The organism is Variovorax sp. YR216, from assembly GCF_900107745.1.
GTDB lineage: Bacteria > Pseudomonadota > Gammaproteobacteria > Burkholderiales > Burkholderiaceae_C > Variovorax.
Genome location: NZ_FNRO01000003.1, coordinates 70,603 through 84,744, shown reverse-complemented (window position 1 = coordinate 84,744; position 14,142 = coordinate 70,603). Strand labels below are relative to the sequence as shown.

16 protein-coding genes are annotated in these 14,142 nt (G+C 66.6%); 11 read left to right on the top strand and 5 right to left on the bottom strand.

Annotated features, from left to right (window positions below; genetic code table 11):
• Position 1: 1 nt before the first annotated feature.
• Together BLW05_RS10235 and BLW05_RS10230 are read right to left on the bottom strand one after the other, a co-directional pair.
• Complete coding sequence (locus BLW05_RS10235; RefSeq protein ID WP_093163117.1) at positions 2 to 637, bottom strand: SIS domain-containing protein; 636 nt, start codon at positions 635 to 637, stop codon at positions 2 to 4.
• Positions 638 to 663: 26 nt separating this feature from the next.
• The gene (locus BLW05_RS10230) at positions 664 to 1,044 is read right to left on the bottom strand and encodes a YraN family protein (protein WP_093162307.1); all 381 of its coding nucleotides are present in this window, start codon (positions 1,042 to 1,044) and stop codon (positions 664 to 666) included.
• Here BLW05_RS10230 and rsmI point away from each other — a divergent pair.
• Positions 1,044 to 1,979, top strand: coding sequence for a 16S rRNA (cytidine(1402)-2'-O)-methyltransferase (gene rsmI, locus BLW05_RS10225; protein WP_093162305.1), 936 nt, complete (start codon positions 1,044 to 1,046; stop codon positions 1,977 to 1,979). The genes BLW05_RS10230 and rsmI overlap by 1 nt on opposite strands.
• Positions 1,980 to 1,982: 3 nt before the next feature.
• Here rsmI and BLW05_RS10220 read toward each other — a convergent pair whose 3' ends face one another.
• Positions 1,983 to 2,711 carry a glutathione S-transferase gene (locus BLW05_RS10220; protein WP_093162304.1) on the bottom strand — a complete coding sequence of 243 codons (729 nt, stop codon included), beginning with the start codon at positions 2,709 to 2,711 and terminating at the stop codon, positions 1,983 to 1,985.
• Positions 2,712 to 2,805: 94 nt separating this feature from the next.
• Here BLW05_RS10220 and BLW05_RS10215 point away from each other — a divergent pair, with 94 nt between their 5' ends.
• The 7 genes from BLW05_RS10215 (at position 2,806) to BLW05_RS10185 (ending at position 10,773) form a co-directional block, all read left to right on the top strand.
• A complete protein-coding gene (locus tag BLW05_RS10215; protein ID WP_093162302.1) occupies positions 2,806 to 3,378 on the top strand; it encodes an NnrU family protein in 573 nt (190 codons plus the stop codon).
• A gap of 113 nt (positions 3,379 to 3,491) precedes the next feature.
• Entirely contained in the window at positions 3,492 to 5,297 is a 1,806-nt protein-coding gene (locus tag BLW05_RS10210; protein WP_177142618.1) for an adenylate/guanylate cyclase domain-containing protein, read from the top strand.
• Positions 5,298 to 5,331: 34 nt separating this feature from the next.
• Positions 5,332 to 6,465 carry a phosphatase PAP2 family protein gene (locus BLW05_RS10205; protein WP_093162299.1) on the top strand — a complete coding sequence of 378 codons (1,134 nt, stop codon included), beginning with the start codon at positions 5,332 to 5,334 and terminating at the stop codon, positions 6,463 to 6,465.
• Positions 6,466 to 6,606: 141 nt separating this feature from the next.
• Positions 6,607 to 8,319, top strand: coding sequence for a S8/S53 family peptidase (locus tag BLW05_RS10200; protein ID WP_143044811.1), 1,713 nt, complete (start codon positions 6,607 to 6,609; stop codon positions 8,317 to 8,319).
• A gap of 123 nt (positions 8,320 to 8,442) precedes the next feature.
• Entirely contained in the window at positions 8,443 to 9,669 is a 1,227-nt protein-coding gene (locus BLW05_RS10195) for a YeeE/YedE family protein (RefSeq protein ID WP_093162296.1), read from the top strand.
• Between the two features lie 2 nt (positions 9,670 to 9,671).
• On the top strand, positions 9,672 to 10,187 hold the full coding sequence (locus BLW05_RS10190) for a hypothetical protein (RefSeq protein ID WP_093162295.1): 516 nt from the start codon (positions 9,672 to 9,674) through the stop codon (positions 10,185 to 10,187).
• Between the two features lie 106 nt (positions 10,188 to 10,293).
• Positions 10,294 to 10,773 (top strand): aminoacyl-tRNA deacylase, encoded by a 480-nt coding sequence (locus BLW05_RS10185; protein ID WP_093162293.1) that lies wholly within the window; start codon positions 10,294 to 10,296, stop codon positions 10,771 to 10,773.
• On the opposite strand, the gene BLW05_RS10180 is transcribed toward BLW05_RS10185, so the two are convergent.
• Complete coding sequence (locus tag BLW05_RS10180; protein ID WP_093162292.1) at positions 10,753 to 11,046, bottom strand: patatin-like phospholipase domain-containing protein; 294 nt, start codon at positions 11,044 to 11,046, stop codon at positions 10,753 to 10,755. The genes BLW05_RS10185 and BLW05_RS10180 overlap by 21 nt on opposite strands.
• Before the next feature lie 58 nt (positions 11,047 to 11,104).
• Here BLW05_RS10180 and BLW05_RS10175 point away from each other — a divergent pair, with 58 nt between their 5' ends.
• Entirely contained in the window at positions 11,105 to 11,470 is a 366-nt protein-coding gene (locus BLW05_RS10175; protein WP_256330164.1) for a carboxymuconolactone decarboxylase family protein, read from the top strand.
• 67 nt (positions 11,471 to 11,537) lie between these two features.
• On the opposite strand, the gene BLW05_RS10170 is transcribed toward BLW05_RS10175, so the two are convergent.
• Positions 11,538 to 12,746 (bottom strand): CaiB/BaiF CoA transferase family protein, encoded by a 1,209-nt coding sequence (locus tag BLW05_RS10170; RefSeq protein ID WP_093162290.1) that lies wholly within the window; start codon positions 12,744 to 12,746, stop codon positions 11,538 to 11,540.
• Positions 12,747 to 12,785: 39 nt separating this feature from the next.
• On the opposite strand from BLW05_RS10170, the gene BLW05_RS35910 reads away from it, so the two are divergent.
• Positions 12,786 to 13,499, top strand: coding sequence for a hypothetical protein (locus BLW05_RS35910; protein WP_177142617.1), 714 nt, complete (start codon positions 12,786 to 12,788; stop codon positions 13,497 to 13,499).
• On the top strand, positions 13,496 to 14,062 hold the full coding sequence (locus tag BLW05_RS10160) for a hypothetical protein (protein ID WP_093162289.1): 567 nt from the start codon (positions 13,496 to 13,498) through the stop codon (positions 14,060 to 14,062). The genes BLW05_RS35910 and BLW05_RS10160 overlap by 4 nt, the downstream gene beginning before the upstream one ends.
• Positions 14,063 to 14,142 lie beyond the last annotated feature (80 nt).

Here is a 14,142-nt window from a genome sequence, read left to right as displayed (position 1 = left end):
CTCAGGCGGACAGCAGCGACGAGTCGGTGTCCTGGTCGCCCAGCAACTGGGCGTCCACCCCGTCGCAGAAGCAATGCAGCGTGAGCAGGTGGACTTCCTGGATGCGCGCTGCGCGCTCGTGCGGCACGCAGACCAGCACATCCGTCTCACGCAGTGCGCGCCCGACGGCGCCGCCATTGCCGCCGCCCGTGTTGCCCGCATTGCCGAGCAGCGCGATCACGGTCATGTCGCGCGCATGCGCGGCCTCGACTGCAGCCAGCACCGCGGCGGACTGGCCGCTCGCGCTCAGCGCCAGCAGTACGTCGCCGGCCTGGCCGAGCGCGCGCACCTGCCGCGCATAGCGGTCGGCGTCGGCTGCGCCGGGCGTGTCGGCAGCGGGATCGTTGGCATCGCCTTGCAAGGCCAGCGCAGCAAGCTCGGGGCGGTCGCGCTCGAAGCGTCCGACGAACTGCGTTGCGAACTGCGCGGCCAGATAGCTGGAGACGCCGGCGCCGCATGAAAGGATCTTGCCGCCGCTGGTCACGCAGGCGAGCAGGGCCTGCATGGCTTGCGAGATGGGTTTTTCGAGAAGGGGGCCGGCCTGGTACTTTAGGTCGGCGCTGTCAATAAAGTGCTGCTGAATCCGTTGCTCAAGCATGGCGCGGATCATAACGACCCGACAGGTCAGCTCGCGTCGAAGGCGGCCTGGATCCACTCGATGCGGTCTTCGACCAGCACCACGTCGAAACGGCACGGCGGCAGCGCACGCAGGCGGCTCAGGTAATGCCGCGCCGCGAAGATGATGCGGCGCTGCTTCACGCCGGTGATGCTCCCGCCCGCACCGCCGTGCGTGCCCGTCGCGCGCTGCCGCACTTCGACGAACACCAGCGTGCCGTCACGTGGATCGCGCATGATGAGATCGATCTCGCCGCCGCCGCGGCCGGGCGTTCGATAATTGCGCGCGATCAGTTGCAGGCCCGCGGCCTGGAGATGATCGAGCGCGGCATCCTCGGCCGCATCGCCGCGCGCCTTCGTCGTTGTCTTGTCGTTCTGGAGAAAACCCATTGAACTCCCTCGCTCCCGCTTCGTTCGGCGCCGCACTTCAGGCCGCGAGCGACGCTGCGGGCGCGCAGCATTATCCGCAGGGGACGCTCTACATCGTCGCCACGCCGATCGGCAATCTTGCCGACATCACGCTGCGCGCATTGCATGTGCTGCAGATCGTCGATGCCATCGCGTGCGAGGACACGCGCCATACGCAAAGCCTGTTGCGCGCCTACGGTATCGATGCGCCCTCGGCACGGCTGCTCGCGGTGCATCAGCACAACGAAGCAGAAGCCGCGCAGTCCGTGATCGGCCGGCTGGCAAACGGCGAGCGCGTCGCCTACGTGAGCGACGCCGGCACGCCCGGCGTGAGCGATCCGGGTGCGCGACTCGTCGCCGCGGTGCGCGAGGCCGGCCACCGCGTGTTGCCGCTGCCGGGCGCAAGCAGCGTCACGACCCTGGTGGGCGCGGCCGGACTCGTTTCGGAAGGCGAGCCATCCAGCGCCTTTGTCTTCGCAGGCTTCCTGCCGAGCAAGGCCGGCGAACGCGATGCCGCCGTGCTCGCGCTGGCCGACGAGCCGCGCAGCGTGGTGCTGCTCGAGGCGCCGCATCGCATCGAGGCGCTGGCGCGCTCGCTCGCGGCGCTCGGCGATCGGCGCGTGACCATCGGCCGCGAGTTGACCAAGCAATTCGAAGAAATCGCAACCGTCACGGCGGCCTCTTTGCCCGACTGGTTTGCCGAAAGCCGCGACCGCACGCGCGGCGAGTTCGCGCTCGTGCTGCATCCGCAGCCCGTCACAACCGGCGAGAACGCCGAAGGCGAGCGCGTGCTGCGCCTGCTGCTGGCCGAGCTGCCGCTCAAGAGCGCCGTCCGCATCGCGGCGGAAATCACCGGCGCGCCGCGCAATGCGCTCTACGACGCGGGCCTTCGGATGCGCGAGGAGCCGAGCGACTAGCGCTCAGCCGTCGAGCTCGGGATACGCCCGGAAGATGCCTTCCTCGTTGAAGGGAATGCGCCGGGGACTCTGCAGGTAGTCGTGCACCCGCTGCCGGCGGGCCACGTTGGCATACAGCTTCACGATGGCCGGCGTGTGCGCCAGTGCCCGCGCCGTCGCCTTGGGGAACGCATAGCGCAGCCCCGCCACGAGCTGGAACAGCGACAGATCGGCATAGGTCAGCGAATCGCCGACCAGATGCACATCGCCCGCCGAATTGCGCTGAAGGATGCGCTCGAACCAGTTGAGGAACTTCGGAATCCGCTCGTCGCGAAACGCCTTCGCCCGCGCGAGTGCCGCTTCGCGCTGGTCCTCGTAGTAGAGCCCCGTCGACAGCGGATGGTGCGTGTCGTGCGCCTCTGCCACCACGTCGGCGATCGTGAGCTGGATCTGATGCGTCCAGAGCGCATCCAGCTCCCCGACGCCCGCCAGCCCGAGGCGCGGACCGAGGTACAGGAGGATTGCCGCCGTCTGCCCCACCACCACATCGCCATCCACCAGAAACGGCGGCGCGAACGAAGGGCGCGGATTGCCCGGGGCGTCCAGGTCGCGCATCAGCGCCGACTCGCCACCGCCCTTGGCCGGCGGCTCGCGCGCCACGTCGACATACTCGGCACCCGCCGCTTCGAGCGCAAGACGGACGAATTCGCCGCGGCCCTGGATCGTGGGCCAGTAGTGCAGTTGATAGGCCATGAGTCGCTCCGACGCAGATCAGGAACGCAGCATACGGGCACACGCCGGCGCGGCAATCGCCCACAATGCGCCGTTCGTTCGTCGGAGCAATTCCATGACCCTGCTCATCCTCGGCCTCGTCCTGTTCCTCGGTGTGCACTCGGTGTCGATCGTCGCGCCGGGCTGGCGCGACGCGCAGGTCGCGCAGCACGAGCGCGCCTTCAAGGGCGTCTATGCGATCGTCTCGATCATCGGCTTCGCGCTGCTGATCTACGGCTACGGCCTCGCCCGGCAGGCGCCGGTGCTCATCTACTCGCCACCGGTCGCGCTGCGGCATCTCGCGCTGCTGCTGATGGTGCCGGTCTTTCCCCTGCTCTTCGCGGCCTACATGCCGGGACGCATTCAAAGCGCGGCGAAGCATCCGATGCTGCTCGCGGTGAAGTTCTGGGCCACGGCGCATTTGCTGGCCAACGGCACGCTGGCCGACGTGCTGCTGTTCGGCGGCTTTCTGGTGTGGGCGGTGGCCGACCGCATCTCGGTCAAGCGCCGCGCCGTGCCGCGCAAACTGCCCGGCGCACCGCCGAGCGCGATGAACGACGTGATCGCCCTCGTGGGCGGGCTGGTGGTGTACGTGGTGTTCCTGTTCTGGGCGCACGTGTGGCTGATCGGGGTTTCGCCGCGCGGATAGAAGCCCCGCGCGCACCGGATCGGTGAATCAACGGCGCGCTTGCGTTTTCGTGCCGCATGGCCGCAAGATGCTTCCCGGGTTGCGGCATCGAAACCCCAACCAGGAGGATGACCTTGAGCGCGAACCTCCCTACCCTTGCACATGCAGCGGCGGGTCGCGACCTCCAGCGACACGAAAAGGTGGTCCTGGTTGCCGACCTCGTCGATTCGGTGAGCCTCATGCTGAAAGACGAGCTGGGCGTCATCCGGCATTGGGGTGCCTTCATCGATCAGGTGATCCTCAACATCCTTCCAGCCAACGAAGGGCGTCTCGTGAAGAGCTTGGGCGACGGTCTGATGGCGGAATTCAATGGCGCACCCCAGGCAGCCGCCTGCGCGCTGGCGATGCATCGCTGGTTCGACGAATCGCAGCAAGGCGCAAGCGGGGCGCCCATGCGCCTGCGCATCGGCATGCACGCTGCGCAGGTCTACGAGGGCGAGCACGACATCTACGGCACCGGCGTGAATCTCGCCGCCCGCATCGCGGCGCTGGCGCAGCCGGGCCACACGGTCATGAGCTCGGCCGTGCGCGACGGCCTGACCGACGGGCTCGACGGCGAACTCGAGGACCTGGGCGAGTGGTACCTCAAGCACGTCGACCAGCCGTTGCACGTCTATGGCGTGCGCACCGCAGGGCAGCAGCCCGCATTTCGCACCGAACGTGCCGACCCCGCGCCCTTCCGGCCGACCATCGCGGTCATGCCGTATGCCTCGCGCAACGTCGAGTTCGATCAGTTCGCGATCGGCAACCTGATCGCCGAGGGCGTCATCGGGCGCATGAGCCGGACGCAGGAGATCAACGTGATCTCGCACCTGTCGACCTCGGCGCTGGCCCGGACCTGGCGCACGCTCGGGCAGGCCGAAACCCATCTTGGTGCGGACTTCGTGCTGTCCGGCAGCTACGTGGTGAGCGGCGACACCGTGCTCGTCTTCTCGGAGCTCGCGAGCACCCGGCACAAGGAGGTGGAATGGACGGGCCGCGTCAAGGGTGACCTCGAAGACCTGATGCAGCTCGACAGCGAGATCTGCGATTCCATCGCCAGCGAATGCCACCAGGCGCTGCTCGAAAGAGGGGCACAGAACGCGCTCGTGCGTCCCTTGCCGACGCTGCAGAGCTACGGCCTGCTGCTCGGCGGCATCGGGCTGATGCACCGGAGCACGAAGTCGGAGTTCCTGCGCTCGCGCGAAGTGCTCGACGCGCTGATCGAGCGCCATGCGACCCACGCCTTGCCCCGCGTGTGGCTCGCCAAGTGGTACATCCTGTGCGCCACGCGCGGGCTGGCGGACGACGCCAGCAACCTGGCCAACCTGGCGCTCCAGGAGACGCGCCGCGCGCTCGATGTGGAGCCTTCGCACCCGCTCGCCTGGGCGATGCAGGGCTTCGTCCAACTGCATCTCATGAAGGACGTGGAGCGCGCCTTGGAGAGCTGCAACCAGGCCCTCGACCGGTCATTCAACGAACCGCTGGCATGGCTCTTCAAGGGCATGGCGCACGCGTTCGACGGCGACGGCTCGCTGGCGCTGCCGGCCGGGCGCAAAGCGCTCGACCTGTCGCCGCTCGATCCGCTCAAGTACTACTACCATTCGCTGATGGCCTCGATCGCCATCTCCGCGGGGCAATACGAATCGGCCATCGACTTCGCACAGCAGTCGCTGCGGATCAACGCCGCGCACCTGTCGACCTATCGCTCGTTGACCATCGCGCAATCGCTGGCCGGCCAGCAAGAGGCCGCCCGTGCGACGCTGGCGCTGATGCTCCAACGCGATCCCCAATTCACGGTGGCGCGCTTCGCGCAGGGCTACCCCGCCCGCGACCGCGTGCCGGCCTACCTGGAGAAGTTGAAGGACGCGCTTCGCGCGGCGGGCGCAAAAGAAAGCTAAGAACGTCGCGAAACAAACCGTTGAGGGGTGAACCATGTCTCTGCTCGGAGGTTACGGCGGCTATGGGGGTTATGGCGGTTACGGTGGTTACGGCGGCTATGGGGGTTATGGCGGCTACGGAGGGTACGGCGGATACGGCGGCGGCTCCACGCCGGGCAGCCTCGGGGATGCCTTCGCCAATCCGCTGGTGTGCACGGCGCTCGTGGCCAATCGCGACGCGACCAGCAATCCCACCGCGGCCTCCCAAACCCCGGCCGATCCCGATTTCAACAATCCGAAGAACATCCCACGCTGGGAAGCCTGGGTTCGCTCATACCTCCTGCAATGGGAGCTCTGCCAGGGCATCACCCTCGTGCCCGATACGACAACCAGCTTCCAACTCAAGGCCGACGGCCAGCCCCTCGCGCGCCTCGCACAGCCTGCGACGACATTCTTCGATGACCAGATCCCTCTCGTCCTGGGCTGGGCGGACCTGCGCCTGGAGCGCATCCCGGAGATCCTGTCGCAGATCGACAACCAGTTCGCGTTCGTGGCCTCGGTGACCGGCCTGAATCCCGATCGCCACCGGAACACCGTCGAGCTGCTGGTGAACGCGATCCAGTTCACCGTGCTGATCGAGATGCAGTTCAAGCATGCGCTCGCGTGCTGGCGCCCCCACCAATACTCGGCGCAGGTGCAGCCGGTGATCACGACGCCGGGGCACGGCAGCTTCCCGAGCGGGCATTCCACGCAGGCGTTCATGCTGGCGCGCCTGCTCCAGTTCCTCCTCCCGGACACGGCGTATTTCAAGACGATGCGGGAGCAGCTGTACCGCCAAGCCGCCCGCATTGCCACCAACCGCGTCATCGCCGGCGTGCACTTTCCGGCAGACAGTGTTGCAGGGCGGCTTCTCGGCCACAGCATTGCCGAGTACATCATCGCCCGCCTCACAAAGGGCGATGCCGGCAAGGTGATGTATCGCGAGTTCGATGCAAGCGTGGCCTTGCCGAACGCCGGTGCCGGCCTCGACCTCGACCTGCAGGATCCGATCGACGCGCCCGCGTGGGGGCCGTTCAAGTGCTACCAGATCTACGCGCCGGCGGGTGTTGTCAACACCGCTGCGGCGCCTTCGGTTCTCACCAAGCTCTACAAAGAGGGCCAGACCGAGCGAGCCGACTTGGCGAAGTGAACGAACACCCGTGCCCGGGAGCAGATCATGCCGAAACACTTGGAGCTGCCACTCAGCCTCGACTTGAATGCGGACGCCTATCTGCAGTGGGCCACGCAGACGAAGTTCAAGTTCTTCAACCTGAAGCCGTCCGACGCCTATGTGGTGCTGGCCGAATTCGGGGAGGCGCTCAAACCCACCGACATGGAAAAGATGCGTCGTAGCAAACGCATCACGATCAGCCCGTGGTACGTGGGCCAGCGCTATGCGGCCATCATGATCGCCGCGAAAAAATTCACCGAACAGTTGGATCTGCTTCACGATCTCGGTGCCATCTGCCTTGAGCTCGCCGCGCCGACGGGCATGGTCATGCCGGACTTTCCGGATGACGTCATGCCGGATTCGGACACGGTCATCGGCGTCATCGACGATGGATGCCCCTTCGCCCACGTGCATCTGAGAGGCACGGTACCCACCGATCCCACGGTGAGGTTCATCTGGGATCAGGGCAGCGGCACCTTCTGGACCAGCATCGCCTTGCAGATGCTTCTCTTGGATGCGACCACGACCACCGGCTCGATCGACGAAGACTCGGCCTGTCTCGCAAGCGGCCTCCCCGACCTCAGAAATGCCACGAGCCACGGCGCCGCGGTCCTGAGCCACGCAAGCGGACATGCGCGCGGCTCGAAGGTCCTGCCTCCGCATACCGCGGCTCCCATCGACATGGTTTTCGTGCAGCTTTCGGACGATGCGCTCGACAGCCCTGCCGGCGAATGGCTCCACCACCTTGGATTGCAGGGAATTCAAGCCATCCTCGCCTATGCGCGCAACAGCGCCGTCAAGGCCTCGCGTGTCCTCATCAACCTCAGCTACGGACCTCGCACCGGTCCGCACGACGGCAAATCCATTCTGGAGAAGGCGATCGATGACCTGATCAATCAGGCAACGCAAGACGGCTATGAGCTGCATGTCGCCCTTCCCAGCGGCAACGACCACTTGGCGAGGTCGCATGCGCAATTCAATCTCGACAAGGGCGGCGGTGTCATCGACTGGCACGTCTCGCCGGACACGCAGACGCCGTGCTATCTCGAGATCTGGTTTCCCCTGGACACGGCGATCGACGACCTCGACATCTTTCTGAAGGCGCCCAACGGGGAAAAGATTCCGGCGAAATACCCAGGCATCTTCCATTCCGCGAACAAGACCGCGTGGACGCTCACGCTCCACGTCTGCGGCGATTTGACGAAGAAGATGGTCCTGATGATCGTGACGCCGACAGCCCGTTCGACGGGGACAGACTGGCTCGGGGGCCGCCCCCTGGGAACGCCGGGACGGTGGCGGGTCTCGGTCAAGGTGCGCCCGGGTCGCGTGGTGGCCGGCACCGCCCACGCCTATCTCGCGCGCAATGCGCCGAACCTGGGGCGCATCCGCCGCGGCGACGACGGCTACTTCGACACGCCCACCTACGATCCGAACCGGTACTTGCGGGAATCACCGCAGCTCGATGTCAATCCGGCGACGCTCGCGCCCGCCGAAGTGGTCGCGGCCGGCAGCATCAGCGGCATCGCGACCGGAGTGAAGTCCGACGTGATTGCCGCGTGCTACGCATCCCCGCCTGGCATGCCCAGCAGCTACAGCAGCGGCGGCCCGACTCGTGGCCTGCGCGCGGGGCCGGACTGGGCCTACCCGGGCGACGACAGCGTGGTGCTCAGCGGACGACTGGCAGGCGGAAACCGCAGTGCCACGATGATCCGGCTGGTCGGCACGAGCTTCACGGCGCCCCAATTCGTGCACGAATCGATCGTGCCTCCGCTGCCGCCGGTGACTCCGCCCAACCCGCCGCGAAAGGAGCGTATGGGAGGCGGGTGCCGCTGAGGGCACCCTTTTCGCTCGCTGCGCAGGAGCTCTCGCGGGGCCACGCGGCCGGGAGAAGTCCCGCGTCCGCCAAGCCCACCGGGAATCCCGGAAAATCGCCGGGTAATAAAAACAGGCTTCCTTATGTCTTCGATCTCCCCCACCGCGGGCCAACCGCCGCGCCGCCTCGTCCCGATCAACCCCAAGCCGCTGACCATTGCCGTGCTGCTCGTCGCGCTCGGCGCGGTGTACCTCGCGCAGGCGGTCAGCGCCCGCCAGGCCGCGCTCTACGTGGTTGGCGCACTGCTCGGCGTCACGCTGTACCACGCGGCCTTCGGCTTCACGTCCGCATGGCGCGTCTTCATCGCTGATGGGCGCGGCGCGGGCCTGCGCGCGCAGATGGTGATGCTCGCCGTCGGCGTGATGCTGTTCTTTCCGGCGCTCTCGGCCGGCACGCTCTTCGGCCAGCCGGTGACCGGCCTCGTGTCGCCGGCCGGCACCTCGGTCATCGTCGGCGCCTTCATCTTCGGCGTCGGCATGCAGCTCGGCGGTGGATGCGCCTCGGGCACGCTCTACACCGTGGGCGGCGGCAGCACGCGCATGGTCATCACGCTGATCGGCTTCATCGTCGGATCGGTCATCGCCACCGCGCACATGCCCTTCTGGACCTCGATGCCCCAGCTTGCGCCGCTGTCGCTGGTGAAGACGCTCGGCGTCGGCACCGCGCTCGTGCTCAACTTGCTGGTGTTCGCCGGCATTGCCGCGCTCACCGTCATGATCGAGAAGCGTCGCCATGGTCGGCTCGTCAACGAACCTGCACCCCCCGCGCACGCATCGCCGTGGCTGCATGGTCCCTGGCCCCTCATCGCGGGCGCGGTGGCGCTGGCAGTGCTCAACTTCGCGACGCTCGCGCTCGCCGGCCGTCCGTGGGGCGTGACCTCGGCGTTCGCCCTGTGGGGCGCGAAGGGCGCCGCCGCGCTCGGTGTCGACATCGCGAGCTGGAAGTACTGGAGCGCCGGCCCCAACGCCGCCGCGCTGTCCGCGCCGCTCAGCTTCGACGTCACCACCGTGATGGACATCGGCATCGTGCTCGGCGCCATGGCCGCCGCCGCGCTCGCGGGCCGCCATGCGCCGGTGTGGCGCATTCCGATGCGCTCGATCGTCGCCGCCGTCGTCGGCGGGCTGATGCTCGGCTACGGCGCGCGACTTGCGTACGGCTGCAACATCGGGGCGTACTTCAGCGGCATCGTCTCCGGCAGCATCCACGGATGGCTGTGGCTGGTCTGCGCGTTTGCGGGCAATGTGCTCGGCACGCGGCTGCGGCCGCTGTTCGGGCTGGAAGTGGAGCGGGTGCAGAACACCGGGTGCTGACCATGCGAAGCCCGCTCCTGCGTCTCCTCTATCTGTCCGTCGGCGCGTTGGTCGGCGCGGCTTCGCTTGCCGCCCACGCCCAGTCGCTGCCGCCCGGCGTCCACCTCGGCATGACGGCGCAGGAGCTCCAGGCCGCGCTGCCGGCCGCCGAACCGGTGCCGCGCCCGCAACGGTTGTCGGGCGGACTGCTGGGCAGCTGGCGCGGCGAGCCCGCGACCATCGGCGGGCTGATGTTCAAGCCGACCTACTACTTCGCCGGCGGGGAACTGAGGCGCATCGAATACGACGCCTCGACGCAAGGCGTTCCCGACGGCGGCGAGGCCGCGTTCTCGTCGCTGCTGCAATGGGGTCGCGCCGCGTTCGGCAACGAACTCGCGGCCCTCGACCCGGGCAGCACCTACGTTTCGTGGAGCAGCGGTGAGCTCGACGTGCTCCTGCAGCGCACCGGCGATGCGCGCCGGGCCAGCCTGCGCCTGATCTACAAGCAGCGCCAGCTGCGCGACGCCAGCGAGCTCTGAGGCGCGAGGCCGCCGGCCCCTGCCGCTCGACCATTTGCGATCCCCCGCCGGCAAGAGCAAACTGGCGGGGCGGCGACCCCGCCGTGTTTGCGCCAGGAGGATTGCCATGTCCATTCCTTCCCATCTGTCCAGCTACCTCGACCAGCGCGGCGCGCACTACGATATCTCCACGCACGCAAGGAGCCACAGCAGCCTGGAGACCGCCCGCTGCGCCAATGTCAGCCTGGGAAAACTGGCCAAATCGGTCATCCTGGAGGACGAAAGGGGCTGCGTGATGGCCGTCGTTCCCGCCGACCGGATGGTCATGCTCGGCGAGTTCTCCCGCTTCGTCGGCCGCCACCGGCTGAAGCTGGCCGGCGAGGCCCGGATCGCCGCGCTGTTCGGCGACTGCGAGCCCGGCGCGATCCCGCCGGTCGGCATGGCTTGGGGCGTTCCGACCATCGTCGATGACGAGCTCGAGTCCAACGACGTCGTCTACATGGAAGGTGGCGATCACGAGCAGCTGCTGCGGATGTCGCACGCGGAGTTTCGTGCGCTGATGCGGGCCCAGCCGCACGGGAGCTTTTCAAAGACGCCGGCTCACTGAACGGGCTGACGGCGCGCCGCCGCAAGAATCGCCCGTCACGCGTTCGCTGGCCACGACGTGCAGCGGAAGCTGGCTGTCTTCGATCGCGTGGTAGTCGAGCGAACGCTGAAGCAGGCTTCGCAGCGCGCCGTTATGCACTAGGTGCTCTTGGCGGCGCAGCAGGATGCGCAGGAACGACGTCAAGCTGAAGGGCATCACGTCGCGGCGCCGGATGTTGCACCACAGTGCCTGAAGGGCCGCCTGCGACCCGTTCCTTTTCTTGATCTGCGTCATGGCCTGTCTTCCGCTCGCCCTCATGATGCAACGAGTCCTCCTGCACCGGAAACCAACCTTGTCGAACCCGCCCACCACCAAGTACCGCGATCTGACGCAGACCGTTTCCGCGAGCCTTGCCAGTCTGCGGGCTGGCACCCCCGAGGTCATGAAGAGCTTCAGCGAGCTCGGCCGGCATGCGACGTCGGAGGGTGCGCTCGACCGCAAGACCAAGGAGCTGATCGCGCTGGCGCTCGGTGTGGCCGCACGATGCGACCCTTGCATCGCCTTCCACATGCAGACGCTCGTCAAGCTCGGGGTCACGCGGCAGGAGGTCGAGGAGACGCTCGGCGTGGTCACCTACATGGGTGGCGGCCCGTCGCTGATGTATGCGGCGAGCGCGGTCGCCGCGTTCCAGGAGTTCTCGCAGGCGGAGGGCCGTTAGACCCCCTGCTGCTCGCGCACTCTAGTGCGGCCCCAACCAACGTGCGCCGGCTTGACCGGACGCGCCGTCAACTCGCCACCGCGACCACCCCCGCTTCGATCAACCCATCGATCCGCTGCGGCGAGTACCCGGCTTCGCGCAGGATCTCGCGCGAGTGCTCGCCGAGCAGCGGCGGCGGGCGAACGGTGCATCGCGCCTGGCCATCGAACTTCACCGGGAATCCCATGTTCATCACCGTGCCGAGCACGGGATGCTCGGACTCCACGAGAAGCTCGCGCGCATCCAGCTGCGGATGTTCGAGTGCCTGATCCAGCCCCTGGATCCGCGAGCATGCAATGCCGGCAGGTCGAAGCGCATCGAGCCACTCGTCGACCGCCCGCGTGCGGATGCGCTCGCCGACGCGCGCGACCGTCTCGTCGAAGTTCGCGACCCGCGCGGCATTGGTGGCGAATCGCGCGTCGCCGCGTAATTCGTCGAGATCGGCCACCGCGCAAAAGCGTCCCCACTGCGCGTCGTTGCCGACGCCGAGCATGAGGTACCCGTCCGACGCCTCGAAGGCCTGATAAGGCGCGAGCGCCGGGTGGGCCGTGCCCATCCGGCTGGGCAGGCTGCCGGAGCACCAATAGGCCTGCGCCATCACGCCCATCAGGCTCATCGCGGTGTCGAGCAACGAGACTTCGACGTACGCCCCCTTGCCGGTCTTGCCGCGTTCGATGACCGCCGCCAGGATGCCCGCCACCGCGTTCATGCCCGTGCCCAGGTCCACCGGCGAGAAGCTCACCCGCGCGAACGGCCCACCCGCCACGCCGGTGCTGCTGATCATTCCGCTGAAGGCCTGGAGCATCACGTCGTAGCCGGGCAGATCGCCCATGGGGCCGGTTCGGCCATAGCCGGAGATCTCGCAGTAAATCAAGCGGCGATTGACCCGCGCCAGGGTGTCGTGGTCGACGCCCAGTCGCTCCGCGGTGCCCGGGCCGAAACCCTGGATCACGATGTCCGATGTCTTTGCGAGCCGCCGGACCACCTCTTGCCCCTCCGCCAGCTTGAGGTTCAAGGCCAGGCTGCGCTTGTTGTGATTGACCGCCAGGAAAAAGGCCGACTGCCCCCACGCCTGCGGCGCCCAGGCACGGCTGTCGTCGCCCGTGTCCACCGGCTCGACCTTGATGACCTCCGCGCCCAGCTCACCGAGGTGCTGGCCGCACAGCGGGCCCGCCAGCACCTTGCTCAGGTCGAGCACGCGCAGCCCCGCGAGCGGGCGCGAAAGTTGGTTCGGCATGACTAGGCCCTCCTCTGCGCGACCGGTCTGCGCGCACGCTTGCGAGCTGAGTATCTGATCGACTCAATTGCAGGCTCGTATCTACACTTCAATCGCGTCGACAGCTACCGCGACTTCGAAGGAGCCGACGCACAGGATGGCGCGCAGCTGCGGACCGATCGGCCCGGCAACGCAAATGCTAGGTTTCAGAACGCGCCAGAATTCACCGCAGCGGACTACTATGATCAAAGTCGGGCTCGCACCTTCGCCTGCTGCTTCGCGCTTGAGAACGATAACCACCTTTGGGAAAACTACGGATCAGGTGGGACCCGCGGGAAGATCGCCGTGGTGCTCGAGTTTGCTTGGCTGCGCAACCACTTGAATGCGCAACTCACATCTGCAGAGGCAACGCTTCTCTGGCAAGGTGTGCCCTGCCGACAGATCTTCTCGATCAACTATGGCATCGTCGACTATGTTGACTGGGAACGGCACCAGCTCAACGATCAGGTTCTGCCCAATCCAATTCTCTACACCTACATCAAATCGGCTCGCTTCAAAGCTGAGCGCGAACTGCGCGTGTCCCTTAGTGCCGTTGGTATGGGTAAGCTAGCGTTCGGGGGAAGGGTACTGGATCTGCCAACGAGCCTGCAGGCGCCTTTGGATTTTCGAGCAGGCATTGCCGAAGGTGGAATTCGTTCGATCGAGATGGGCCCGGATTGTGATCGCGAATGGCTGGAAGGCGAACTGGCAAGGTTCGGAATCGTGCCTACATGAGCCAGTACGACTTCGATCGGGATGGCTTGCATCTTCTGCTGGGGACGCTAATCCATGCCTACGCCCGCCTCGATCACTTCATGGGCCTTCAACTAAAGTGGCTCGGCGAGTACAGGGGGCGCCCTGTTACCAACCTCCTTCGGAAGAACGTTGGCTTCGATCGTCGGCTCAAGCTCCTTCGTGAACTTTCAATCGAGACCTGGGCGCACTCGGACGCCAAGATCGCTGACGAGTTTCGGGCCTGGTTCAAGGAGGTCGAACGGGTGCAAAAGCAGCGGAACAGGTTCGCTCATGGGCGATGGGGCTATGTTCACAAGGAATCAGGAGAAGTCGGGTTCGTGGACCTGTCCTGGGAAAGAGACCCGGACAAGATGAAGCCACCGGTGCAAGTTGCACTCAGGGAGTTCAAGCGATTGGCGAGTGAGGTCGAATGTCTGAGCGGCCAATTCATGGCGCTTCAGGACAAGCACATGGCCCGTGCTCGTTACAAGAAGGAGTGGGAGGATGCGAACCCTGAAGCCTTGGCGACATGGGCGAAACTGCAGATGAAAGCGCCGATTTGAGTCGTCCGCTCAAGGGAGCCTGAACGGCCCTAAGGTGCGCTCACGAGTCATCGGATGCAGCAAGCCCTGCATCATTCAAC